7 protein-coding genes and 1 pseudogene are annotated in these 12,661 nt (G+C 61.3%); all 8 read right to left on the reverse strand.

Translation table 11 applies throughout. The features are described from left to right. Position 1 precedes the first annotated feature (1 nt). Complete coding sequence (locus MSL71_RS20505; protein ID WP_218951094.1) at positions 2-1,705, reverse strand: ABC transporter substrate-binding protein; 1,704 nt, start codon at positions 1,703-1,705, stop codon at positions 2-4. A 399-nt stretch (positions 1,706-2,104) separates the two neighbouring features. Further along, a complete protein-coding gene (gene gpmI / locus MSL71_RS20510) occupies positions 2,105-3,622 on the reverse strand; it encodes a 2,3-bisphosphoglycerate-independent phosphoglycerate mutase (RefSeq protein WP_180144098.1) in 1,518 nt (505 codons plus the stop codon). Between the two features lie 15 nt (positions 3,623-3,637). Continuing rightward, the gene (gene tpiA, locus MSL71_RS20515; protein ID WP_180144100.1) at positions 3,638-4,384 is read right to left on the reverse strand and encodes a triose-phosphate isomerase; all 747 of its coding nucleotides are present in this window, start codon (positions 4,382-4,384) and stop codon (positions 3,638-3,640) included. Positions 4,385-4,617: 233 nt separating this feature from the next. Beyond that, a pseudogene (glpK, locus tag MSL71_RS20520) lies at positions 4,618-6,110 on the reverse strand (glycerol kinase GlpK). 163 nt (positions 6,111-6,273) lie between these two features. After that, entirely contained in the window at positions 6,274-6,981 is a 708-nt protein-coding gene (locus MSL71_RS20525; RefSeq protein ID WP_180144102.1) for an MIP/aquaporin family protein, read from the reverse strand. Positions 6,982-7,934: 953 nt separating this feature from the next. After that, positions 7,935-9,209 (reverse strand): phosphopyruvate hydratase, encoded by a 1,275-nt coding sequence (gene eno / locus MSL71_RS20530; protein WP_180144104.1) that lies wholly within the window; start codon positions 9,207-9,209, stop codon positions 7,935-7,937. Between the two features lie 122 nt (positions 9,210-9,331). Next, positions 9,332-10,735: a pyruvate kinase gene (gene pyk / locus MSL71_RS20535; RefSeq protein WP_180144106.1), complete on the reverse strand. Its 1,404-nt coding sequence runs from the start codon at positions 10,733-10,735 to the stop codon at positions 9,332-9,334. A 216-nt stretch (positions 10,736-10,951) separates the two neighbouring features. Next, positions 10,952-12,517, reverse strand: a complete 1,566-nt coding sequence (locus tag MSL71_RS20540; protein ID WP_180144109.1) for a glycerol-3-phosphate dehydrogenase/oxidase — start codon at positions 12,515-12,517, stop codon at positions 10,952-10,954. Positions 12,518-12,661: the final 144 nt, after the last annotated feature.

Genomic DNA, 12,661 nt, shown 5'->3' on the forward strand with positions numbered 1-12,661 from the left:
CTTATCCCCTGTGTTTCCAGGTCTCGATGAGTTTGTCGTAGGGCATGGTCTTTCCCTTTTCATCCGGCACGGGCGCCTTGGGGGCTCCGGGCTGGTTCAGCCAGTAGTCGCGGGATTTTTTGGGGTTGAGTTTCGGCGAGTACCGGGGAAGATCCATGGCTGCCATGAGGTCTTCCATGGCGTGGGCGATGTTGTCCATGGCCTGCTGGGCGGTGATCTCTCCGGCCACGGCCATGCCCACGTTTTTGGCCCACTGGGCCGAAAGGGAGGGGTAGTGGGGAACGTTGGGACCGGTGTCCGTCCACCGGTTCTCCACCGGAGAGCGGTAGAAGGTGATGAGGCCGCCGAATTTTCCTTCGTAACGGTCCAGCTTGGGCGAGAAGATGGTGCTTTTGCGGATGGGGGTTTTGTTTTCAAGGAACTTTTTCATGCACACCGATTTGGAAACGCAGAACTGGGCCCAGAGCCAGGCCGCCTTCCGGTGCTTGCCCGTGACCGAGTGTTTGAGGATGGTCCAGCTGCCGGTGTCCTGATAGCCCACCTTCATGCCCTCTTCCCAGTACTTGCCGTGGGGGGAGGGGGCCACGCGCCACAGGGGGTTGCCCTTGCTGTCCGTTACCCGGCTCTCCGGGTTGGTGTAGGCGTCTTCCGACAGCCAGGTGGTGTACTGGAAGATGCTCTGGGCGATGCGGCCCTTGGAGGGAACAATGCCCGCCACGAAAAAGTCCATGTACTCCCCGTACGGGGGGGCGTAGGCCTTCATCCAGTGGATGTATTTTTCCATGGCATAAACTGCGGCCGGGCCGTTGGTGGCACCGCCCCGGGCCACGGTGGCCCCCACGGGGATCTTGTTTTCCACGCGGATGCCCCATTCGTCCACGGGAAGCCCGTTGGGCAGGCCCTTGTCTCCAGCCCCTGCCATGGAGAGCCAGGCGTCGGTGAAGCGCCACCCCAGGCCCGGGGATTTTTTGCCGTAGTCCATGTGGCCGTACACTTTTTTGCCGTCGATGGTCTTGCCGGTGAAAAATTCGGCGATGTCTTCGTAGGCCTGCCAGTTGATGGGCACCCCGAGTTCGTAGCCGTAGCGCGCCTTGAACTCTTTTTTGAATTGCGGATTGGTAAACCAGTCGTAGCGGAACCAGTAGAGGTTGGCGAACTGCTGATCCGGGAGCTGAAGCTGATGGCCCTCGTAATCCTGGCCGAACTCCAGGTTGAGGAAGTCATCAAGGTCCAGGCCAGGGTTGGTGACCGAGGCCCCTTCCCCTTGAATAAAAGCCTTGAAGTCCAGGGCACTGTCCGCACGCAGGTGGGTGCCGATGAGGTCGGCGTCGTTGACGAAGATGTCGTACTGCTTCTCGTTGGTCTCCATCTGCCGGGTCATGCGGTTCACCACTTCCCCTTCGCCGATGATGTCCACCCGGACCTTGATGCCGGTGATCTCGGTGAAGGCCTTGGCCAGGACCGCCGCCTCCCACTTGTGGGTGGGGATCCCTTCGGCGCAGGCCCTGATCTCCATGCCCTTGTATGGGGCGGCTGTCCGGGCGAACCAGGCGAGCTCGTCTTGTTGGTCCTGCCGTGACAGCGCCGAGGGTTGAAGCGCTTTGGCCCATGTTTCGATCTTCCCGGCCTCTGCCCGGCCGGGGTGTGCGGCCAGCAGGAGCATCATGGCCAGGATGGTGAACCCGTGTTTCTTTGTGTTACGCATACGTCTTTCCCTTTCCCATTTCAGGTTGCCGAAGGGTCCGGCAGGGCCCGAAGGCATCGTCGTATTACCGTGTACTAAAAAACAGATACCTCATATTTAGAAAAATTATATGGTGTAGCTTATGTTTGGATAAGCTAAATTTACTTGCTGTGTCTGTGCTAATGTTAGTGTGTGTTTAATACTACCCAATAATGAATTAAAAATCAATGAAATCATCGATCAATTGGACTTATCAAGGATCTGTCAAGGGGGTGTATGCTGTTATGTTGTTGTGTATTTCTATGTATTGTACGGGGTTGATGTAGTAGAATTTAAGTAAAGAATAAATAAGGACGTGTTTTTGTGGTAGGTAATGTGCGGGGAGGGTGCCGGGGCGTTGGGGTCCGCCCCGGCTCAGGATCAAGCCAACAGGCTTTGACCGGTCATCTCCTCGGGTTGGGGTATCCCCAGGAGAGACAGGATGGTGGGGGCGATGTCGCAGAGGCGACCTCCGTCCCGCAAAGAGGGGGTGTCGGCGCCCAGGAGGATCAGGGGCACCGGGTTGGTGGTGTGGGCGGTCATGGGGTTTCCTGTGATGGGGTCCACCATGATCTCCGCATTGCCGTGGTCGGCGGTGATAAGGACAGCTCCGCCGTTTTCCGTGGCGGCGGAAACCACCCTGCCCAGGCAGTCGTCCACGGTTTCAAGGGCCTTGACGGCCGCCTTCATGTCGCCTGTGTGCCCCACCATGTCCGCGTTGGCGAAGTTGAGCACGGTCAGGTCGTCCGGGGTGGCTGCAAAGCGCTCCACAAAGGTGTCTGTGAGCTCGACGGCGGACATCTCCGGTTTCAGGTCGTAGGTGGCCACCTTGGGGGAGGGGATCAGGAGCCTGGTCTCGCCCGGGGCTTCAGCTTCCACGCCGCCGTTGAAGAAGAAGGTGACGTGGGCGTATTTTTCGGTTTCAGCGATGCGCAGCTGGGTGCGTCCGGCCTCGGCCACCACAGTGCCCAGGGGGCGCTTGGGGGTGACGGGCCCGAAGGCAACGGAGGTGCCCTTGATGTCGGCATCGTATTCGGTCATGCAGACAAAGTGGATGTCCCGTTTTTCCCGCTGGAACCCTTCAAACTCATCATCCACAAAGGCGCGGGTGATCTGGCGTGCCCGGTCCGGGCGGAAGTTGAAGAAGATCACGGCGTCGCCGTCGCGGATGGCCCCTTCGGTCCCTTCAAGGAGCAGGGGCTCGAAGAACTCGTCGGTGTCGCCCTTGGCGTAGGACGCTTCCACGGCGTGGGCGGCTGTTGCGGCCCGGGCCGGTTCGTTGCCGGTAAGGGTGTCGTAGGCGTACCGGGTTCTCTCCCAGCGGTTGTCGCGGTCCATGGCGTAGTAGCGGCCGCTTAGGGAGGCCAGGGTGCCCACGCGCATGGTGTGGAAGGTGTGCTCCAGCTCTTCGATGAAGGAGAGGGCGCTCTGGGGCGGGGTGTCCCGTCCGTCCAGGATGGCGTGGACAAAGACCTGCTCCACCTTGTTGCGGGCGGCCATGTCCAGAAGGCCCTTGAGGTGGGCCATGTGGCTGTGGACGCCGCCGTCGGAGAGGAGGCCCATGAGGTGCAGGGCCTTGCCCGGCTCCTTGGCACGGTTTACGGCTTCAAGCAGGGCTTTGTTTTCGAAAAAAGAGCCGTCCTCGATGGCGTGGGTGATGCGTGAGAGGGACTGACGGACCACACGGCCGCAGCCGATGTTGAGGTGCCCCACCTCGGAGTTGCCCATCTGGCCGGGGGGCAGCCCCACGTCCTCGCCGCTGGCGGCAAGGGTGGTGTGGGCGGCTTCGGCCATGAAGCGATCCATGTTGGGGGTGTCCGCATGCTGGACGGCGTTGTAGCGGCAGGGTTTCCCCTCTCCCCAGCCGTCCAGAATGACAAGTGTCACCGGTGTGTTCATGGGTACTGCTCCTGCTCAGAAGGTGGTCAGACGGTGAAAGCTTGCCGGGTCGAGGCTGGCGCCGCCCACCAGGGCACCGTCGATGTCGGTTTCGGCCATGAGCCCGTCGATGGTGTCTGCGTTGACGCTGCCTCCGTAGAGAATGCGCAGTGCGTCGGCTGCCTCCTGGCTGTACAGGTCGGCGATGATGGCTCGGATGGCCGCGCAGACCTCATTGGCGTCGGCGCTGCTGGCGGTTTTGCCGGTGCCGATGGCCCAGATGGGTTCGTAGGCGATGACCACGCCGGTGACGTCGGCTTCGGCAATGCCCAAAAGGCCGTTGACGACCTGGGCCTTGATGACGTCTGCGGTGCGGCCTTCCTCGCGTTCTTCCAGGCTTTCGCCGCAGCAGAGGATGGGGGTGATTCCGGCCTTGAGGGCGCAGATGGTCTTTTTGTTGACCGAGGCGTCGGTCTCTGCGAAAAGCTGGCGACGCTCGGAGTGGCCGAGGATCACGTAGGACGCGCCCGTGTCGTTGATCATGGCCGCGGAGATCTCACCGGTGAAGGCCCCTTGGGCTTCGTAATGCATGTTCTGGGCGCCGACGGCAACGCCGGTTCCGGTAAGGGCGTCGGCCAGGGGGTAGAGCAGGGGGGCAGGGGCGCAGAGCAGGGTGTCGACCCCTTCTCTTACAGGGTTTTCCCCCAGGTAACGGGCAAAGGCCATGGCCTCGTCCAGGGTTTTGTTCATTTTCCAGTTGCCGGCAATTAAGGGGGTTCTCATGACACTCCTTTCACGGGTGGTTCGGGTCTGGCAGGTGTGGCGCCCGGCGAAGCCTGCGTCGCGATGTTCGCAAAGGGCAGGGGTCTGCTGGTAATGCACTGCACCGGGTAAGAGGGGAAGGTGCGTTGCACGGGCGCCACGGATTCAGCGGTCCCGGTGGTTGCCGCCCGGGATCGACCGGCCATGTCAAGCAGTCTTTCCGGGGCGACAACCAGGGATAGGCAAGGCGTTTGTTACTTGAACGCCATGGAGGCTTTGACGGCTTTCTGCCAGCCTGCGTAGAGGCTGTCGCGGGTGTCGTCGTCCATGGCAACTTCAAAGGTCTTGTCCTTGTTCCACTGGGAAGCGATCTCAGCGCGGTTCTTCCAGAAACCGACGGCCAGGCCGGCCAGGTAGGCAGCGCCGAGGGCAGTGGTTTCAACGATGACGGGACGCTCAACATCGGCGCCCAAGATGTCGCTCTGGAACTGGAGGAGGAAATCGTTGCCCGTTGCGCCGCCGTCCACACGGAGGGTCTTGATGGAGATGCCGGAGTCGGCTTCCATGGCGGAGAGCACGTCTTTGGTCTGGTAAGCCAGGGACTCCAGGGTGGCACGAACAAAGTGCTCTTTGGAGGTGCCGCGGGTGAGGCCGAAGACGCAGCCGCGAACGTCGCTGTCCCAGTAGGGGGTGCCCAGGCCAACGAAGGCGGGGACCACGTAAACACCGTCGGTGGATTTCACACGGTCGGCGTACGCCTGGCTGTCCTTGGCGTCGGCGAACATGCGCAGGCCGTCACGGAGCCACTGGATGGCGGAACCGGCAACAAAGACGCTGCCTTCAAGGGCGTACTCTACCTTGCCGTTTACACCCCAGGCGATGGTGGTGAGCAGGCCGTTTTCGGATTTTACTGCTTTTTCGCCGGTGTTCATCAGCATGAAGCAGCCGGTGCCGTAAGTGTTCTTGGCCATCCCTTCTTCGTAGCAGGCCTGGCCGAAAAGGGCTGCCTGCTGGTCGCCTGCGATACCGGCGATGGGAATTTCGTAGCCAAAGAAGGCGTTGGGAGCGGTGGTACCGTACACGTCGGAAGAGGGGCGAACCTCGGGGAGCATGGACGCGGGCACGGTGAGGGCTTCCAGGAGTTCTTCGTCCCAGTCAAGATCGTAGATGTTGTACATCAGGGTACGGGAAGCGTTGGAGTAATCGGTGACGTGGGCCTTGCCGCCGGTGAGCTTCCAGGTGATCCAGGTGTCGATGGTACCGAAGAGGAGGTCGCCTTTTTCGGCCTTGGCGCGGGCGCCTTCCACGTTGTCCAGGATCCACTTGACCTTGGTGCCGGAGAAGTAGGCGTCGATGAGCAGGCCGGTTTTGTCGCGAACGGTGTCGTTCAGGCCTTTGGCCTTGAGCTCGTCGCAGATGCCTGCGGTCTGACGGGACTGCCAGACGATGGCGTTGTAGATGGGGTTGCCGGTGTGTTTGTCCCATACCACGGTGGTTTCACGCTGGTTGGTGATACCGATGGCTGCGATGTCGTCCCGGAGACGTCTTTGTTGGCAAGGAGTTCGGCCAGGACAGACTGGACGGAAGACCAGATCTCAAGGGCGTCATGCTCTACCCAGCCGGGCTGGGGGAAGATCTGGGTGAACTCTTTCTGGGTTACCAGCTGGATTTCGCCTGCTTTGTCGAAGAGGATGGCACGTGAGCTTGTGGTTCCCTGGTCGATGGAGATGATGTATTTTTTTTCCATGATTGACTCCTCAGTATGGGTTGTGCGCGGAGGGCCCCCGAGGAACCCCCTGCGGACCGGACAGCCGCAGGGTGGTTTCGGTTAGACGGAGGAACCGTCCGCTGTGTTCATTTGCTCTTTTGTTCGGTGTGCAGCAGGGGCCGGAATCGGCCTCCTGATCTTCCTACATGACGATGGCCTTGTAAAGCAGGGCACCGGCAACGCCGCCGATGATGGGCCCGACAACGGGGATCCAGGCGTAGCCCCAGTCGGAGTCACGCTTGCCTGCGATGGGCATGAAGAAGTGGGTAAGGCGGGGACCCAGGTCCCTGGCGGGGTTGATGGCGTAACCGGTGGTACCGCCGAAGGAGAGGCCGATGGCGGCAATGAAGAAGCCGACGATGAGGGGGTTCAGGCCTTCGGAGAATTTGTTGGCGCCGATGCCCAGCAGGCCGAAGACGAGAATGGCGGTGCCGAGGATCTCACTGAAGAGGTTGGCCATGGGGTTGTTGATGGCGGGACCGGTGGCGAAAACAGCGAGTTTGGCTTCTTTGTCTTCGGTTTCAGCCCAGTGGGGGTAGTAGTGCAGGTAGACCAGGGTGGCGCCGATGAAGGCCCCGATCATCTGGCCGGCGATGTACATGGGAACATCAGCCCAGGGGAAGAGGCCGATGGTGGCAAGACCGATGGTAACGGCCGGGTTGACATGGGCACCGGAGTATTTCCCCACCAGGTAAACGGCGAAGGCTACGGCAAAACCCCACCCAAGGGTGATTACGATCCACCCGGAGTCCTGAGCTTTGGATTTGTTCAGCACAACGCCTCCAACAACGCCGCATCCGAACAGGGTCAAGATCAATGTTCCAATCAGCTCTCCCAGAAAACTAGACATACTCTTTCCTCCAAATCATCTCTTTAAGAACGTCAAGAATTTCGCCCGCCTCCATTGCCGGGCATATTGGCTTCCCGTCAAACGTAGCGTTGCGCGAGAAACACTGTTTGTTTGATGTATATTCGAAACCGAAATAAATCAAGTTAAAAATATTCGAATGTGAAAATTTTATCGTTGATGTTTGGTGACTTATAAGGGAACTGGTATGCAATGAGCGACTTTGGGCCGGGATTCAATGCGTCAGAAAAAAAGGTTTGTCTTTGGCATTTATTGGGAAAAACGGATGACAAGAGGGTGACCCGTGTTCAGGTTCGGCCGCAAGGGGGGAACATTTTCATTGTGAAAAGTTTCGTTCGGTTTCATGTTCGATAGTGAACATTTGGGCGAAAAATTTAAAATCGCGAACAGAAAGGAGGAAATTGGGGTGAGGCAAAGGGCTCGCGGGGTGAAGGGGACGCCGTTGAAAGCGGCTCCAAAGGGAACCGATGCGTTTTCAGGGACGATGGTAAAGGGCGGGCGTGCAGCTGGCGGACGGGTGTTGCAGCTCGGCTGCACGCTCCTGGGTGGGGGCCGGACACATCCGCACCGATGTGTGCCTTTCCCCTGAAAATGGCCGTTGAACGCCCGGAAAACGCCTTGCGCCAGGCATTTTCCGGCCGTCTCGGGCATGGGGCAGCTACCCCTGTACAGGGGGCCTGCATCCCGAAAAAGGGTGGCAGCGGCCCGGCAAGGGGCGGCCACGGAACCCTGCAGGTGGTGAGGAGAACCTTCAGGGTGTGCCATGGTACGCCGCCCCTGCCGCAGGAGGCTGCTCTCGGGGCGTGAATAGTTAAGGTGCGCCATGCGGTCGTCCGGGAAGATGCTGCCACACCGGGGCTTGCTGTTCCGGTGTGACGGCATGCAACGGCCGCAACGGGATGCTCCTGTTGTTATCCACGTCCCGTTACTGTCGGTTACTGGACGAAGGCCGGTCGGGAAAGACGGGCCGCAGCACCCAGCTCTTCGGCGATGCGCATGAGCTGGTTGTACTTGGCCACGCGGTCGCTCCTTGAAAGGGAGCCGGTCTTGATCTGGCCCCCGGAGATCCCTACGGCAAGATCGGAGATAAAGGTGTCCGAGGTCTCACCGGAACGGTGGGAGATGACCGTGGAGTACCCGGCCGCACGGGCCATCTCAATGGCGCGCAGGGTTTCGGTGACCGTGCCGATCTGGTTGAGCTTGATGAGGATGGAGTTGGCCACCCCAAGTTCGATGCCCTTGGCGAGGATGGCGGGGTTGGTGACGAAGAGGTCGTCGCCCACGATCTGGATTTTCTCGCCCATGCGCTGGGTCATGAGGGCCCAACCGTCCCAGTCGCCTTCGGCCAGGCCGTCTTCGATGGAGACGATGGGGTAGGTGGCCACGAGGCGTTCGTAGTAGGCCACCATCTCTTCGGAGGTGAGGGCCTTGCCTTCGGCTTCCAGTACGTATTTTCCGTCTTTGTAGAACTCGCTGGCTGCGGCGTCCAGGGCCAGGACCACGTCCTTGCCGGGGACATACCCGGCAGATTCAACGGCCGCGATGATCAGGGCCAGGGCCTCTTCGTTGGAGCCCAGGTTGGGGGCAAAACCCCCTTCGTCGCCCACGCCCGTGGTGAGCCCCTTCTCCTTGAGCAGGGACTTGAGGTGGTGGAACACCTCGGCGCCCATGCGGATCGCTTCGGCTGCGGTGCCCGCGCCAGCGGGGATGATCATGAACTCCTGGATGTCCAGGCTGTTGGTGGCGTGGGAGCCGCCGTTGACGATGTTCATCATGGGCAGGGGCAGCTCACAGGCCGCCATGCCGCCCAGGTAGCGGTAAAGGGGAAGGCTGTAGGCGTCGGCTGCTGCGCGGGCCGCGGCCATGGAGACACCGAGCAGGGCGTTGGCGCCCAGCTTGGATTTGTTCTCGGTGCCGTCCAGCTCGATGAGGGCCTCGTCCAGGGCCACCTGGTCTGAGGCGTCCAGGCCGATGACGGCCGGGGCGATAATGGCGTTGACGTTTTCAACGGCGGTGAGGACACCCTTGCCGAGGTAGCGCTTGGGATCCTTGTCCCGGAGCTCCAGGGCTTCGCGGGTACCGGTGGAGGCACCGGAGGGAACGGCAGCGCGGCCGGTGGCACCGCAGTGAAGGGTGATGTCCACCTCAACGGTGGGGTTTCCTCGTGAATCCAGGATTTCGCGTGCAACCACGTTGGTGATCTGAGTCATGTCATACCTTCTTTATCTTATATTAAGCGGCGACGGGAGATGCCGGGGAGCCCATGAGCAGGCACCCCCGGCTCCCACCACCAAATGTTTCCATTACGATGAGCGATATCGCGAAAAGCAGCTTACGCCACCTTTACCTTCACCATGTTGGTGGTGCCGGGGACCCAGGTGGGGTATCCGGCGGTGATGACGATGGTGTCGCCCTTGTCCACAAGACCGGTCTGCAGGGCTTCGCTGGCTCCCTGCTCGATCATCTCGTCCATGCCCTCGGCGCTGTCCACCAGGCTGGGGTAACAGCCCCAGAAGAGGCAGAGCCTTCGCATGGCGGCCTCGTCCGGGGAGAGGGCGATGATGGGGGAGTCGGGACGGAACCGGGAGATCTGCCGGGCGGTGAACCCGGAGGTTGTGGGAGCCACAATGGCCGAGGTGCTCAGTTTTTCGGCCAGGACGCAGGCGGCGTAGGATACCGAATCGGAGACGCGCTCTTTGCAGACGCTCTTCATGAACTGCTTGTGGGGGTAGGTCTCTTCGGCCTTGGCGGCGATGCGGCTCATGTAGCGGACGGTCTCCACGGGGAAATTGCCGTTGGCCGTCTCTTCCGAGAGCATGACGGCGTCGGCGCCGTCCAGCACGGCGTTGGCCACGTCGGTGGCTTCGGCGCGGGTGGGGCGGGGGGAGTCCACCATGGAGCGGAGCATCTGGGTGGCGATGATGACGGGCTTGCCCGCTGCCACGGATTTTTCCACGAGCATCTTCTGAACGCCCGGGACATCCTCCAAGGGGATCTCCACGCCCAGGTCGCCCCTGGCCACCATGATACCGCCGGTGGCCTTCATGATTTCGTCGATGTTGGCGATGGCTTCGTGTTTTTCGATCTTGGCGATGACCGGGGTTGCCTTGCCTGCGGCTGCGATGAGCTCTTTGATCTCGTTGATGTCGTCCACGGTCTTCACAAAGGAGAGGGCCACAAAATCGACGTCGTTTTCAAGGCCGAAGGCCAGGTCGTCTTTGTCTTTTTCGGTGAGGGCCGGAATTTTCAGGACGCTGGTGGGCAGGTTGATGCCCTTGTTGGAGGTGAGAAGGCCTCCGATGACCACGGTGCAGACGATGTCCTGTCCCTTGACTTCTTTGACGGTGAGCTCCATGAGGCCGTCGGCCAGAAGGATCACGTCGCCGGCCTTTACCTCTTGGGGCAGGTCCTTGTAGGAGACCGAGACGCGGTTCCCGCCGCCCATGATCTCCTCGGCGGTGAGGATCAGCTCGGCACCGGGGACCAACTCGATGCCGGGCTCCTCGATTTTACCGGTGCGCATCTTGGGGCCGCAGAGGTCCTGGAGGATGGCAACGGGTTTGCCCGTCTCCCGGGACAGCTCGCGGATGGTACGGATCTTTTTGATGTGCTCGTCGTGGCTTCCGTGGGAGAAGTTGAGTCGCGCCACGTTCATGCCGCTTTCGATGAGGTTTCGAAGCACGTCCGGGGACTCGCTGGTGGGGCCGATGGTGCAGACAATCTTGGTCCTGCGCATGTTCTCTCCTTGGGCTTGAAAAGGTCTCTCCCGGTTGATGAGATGGCCGGCCCCGCCTTCAGAGGTCATGGAAACCTGCGGCGGGCGGGGACGGCCATTTCAGGGAGGCTGTGTTCATATTGTGTCTTGGGTACCCGGTTTGTGTTACGGGCGTCCAAGGGCTGTGTTACGGGATGGTCAGGCAGGCCGGAACACCGTTGGCCTGCCCCTGGCCCCTTATCTGGGCATGTAGTTTTCTGCCAGCTTCCCGTAGGCTTCCACCTGTTCGTCGATCCACGCCTGATCTTTGCCCAGCTCTTTTGCCATGATGGCGGCCACCCTGGGGGCGGCGGAGACGCTGGCTGCGGCGTTGAGCAGCAGGGAGCGGGTGCGGCGTGACAGCACGTCGGCCACGTTGCAGGCCCACTCGTTGCGAACGGCCCAGACCACTTCCAGGCCGGTGTAGGGCAGGGCGGGGTGCAGGGGCTCGGCCAGCTCGGGGTTCTCCTGGGCCAGCTCTTTGACCTCACCTTCGTAGCTGCCGTAGACGTGGAAAGGATCGCTCAGGTCGGCGTTTACGCACCAGCCGTGGAGCTTGAGGTCCCGGGTCTGGGAGTCGCGGTGGGGCAGGCCGCCGATCTGGGCGGCGCGGTCGATGGTGTCCTCGCCCATCTTGCGGTAGGTGGTCCATTTGCCCCCGGCGATGGTGACCAGGCCGTTGGGGGAGATGGTGAGGTGGTGGTCCCGGGAGAGGGAAGAGGTCTTGCCGTCGGAGTCGTCCCCGGAGATGAGGGGGCGGATGCCGGTGAAGACGCTCAGGACATCCCCTTTGGAGGGAACCCTGGAGAGGTATCGGCCTGCGTGGCTGAGGAGGAAATCGATCTCCTCGTCCAAGGGGACAGGCTCCATGACCGGGTCCTTGATGGGGGTGTCGGTGGTGCCCACGATAACGTGGTCGTGCCAGGGCACCATGAAGATGACGCGCCCGTCGTCGGTGTGGGGGACCATGACGGCGGTGTCCCCGGGGGCAAAGGACTTGTCGAGGATCAGGTGCACGCCCTGGCTGGGGGCGATGAGTTTTTTGGTGTTCTCGTTGTCCATGGCGCGGATGTTGTCCACGAAGATGCCGGCGGCGTTGACCACGGATTTGGCCTTCAGGGTGTACTCGGTGCCGGTGAGGCGGTCACGGGCGGTGACCCCTTCCACCACGCCGCCATTCTTTTTCAGCAGCCCGGTGACTTCCATGTGGTTGACGGGGAACTGACCGAGGCTCTCCATGGTGCGGGCCAGGGTGATGGCAAGGCGCGCGTCGTCGAACTGGCCGTCATGGTAGACCACGCCCCCTTTGAGGCCGTCGGTCTTGAGGGTGGGGATGCGAGTGAGGGTCTCTTCCCTGGAGAGGAGCTTGGAGGGACCGAAGCCCAGCTTGCCTGCGAGCATGTCGTAGAGTTTCAGGCCGATGCCGTAGAAGGGGCGCTCCCACCAGCGGTAGTCGGGCACGATAAAGGCCTGGTTGTAAACAAGGTGGGGGGCGTTTTTCAGCATGATGCCGCGCTCTTTCAGGGCATCCATGACCAGGGCGATGTTGCCCTGCTGCAGGTAGCGCACGCCGCCGTGGACCAGCTTGGTGCTGCGGCTGGAGGTGGCTTCCGCAAAGTCGCCCTGCTCCAGCACCAGGGTGCTGTAGCCTCGGGAGGCTGCGTCCACGCCGGAGCCTAAGCCCGTGGCTCCCCCGCCGATGATGATAACGTCCCAGACCCGTGAGGGGTCTTCCAGTTGCCGAATCATTTGTTCACGTTTCATGACATACTCCTGGTGTGTCCATGCTTCGAACCCTCGCCTGTCCCTGCGGTTTTCTCAGGCGTATGGCTGCGCTCGGGTTTTCGCCGTGGGAAGAGGGCGAGGGTGCGCTGCATAAACGTTCACGGGGCTTGGCCCGCGGATAAC

It is taken from the genome of Desulfoluna butyratoxydans, from assembly GCF_900699765.1.
Lineage (GTDB): Bacteria > Desulfobacterota > Desulfobacteria > Desulfobacterales > Desulfolunaceae > Desulfoluna > Desulfoluna butyratoxydans.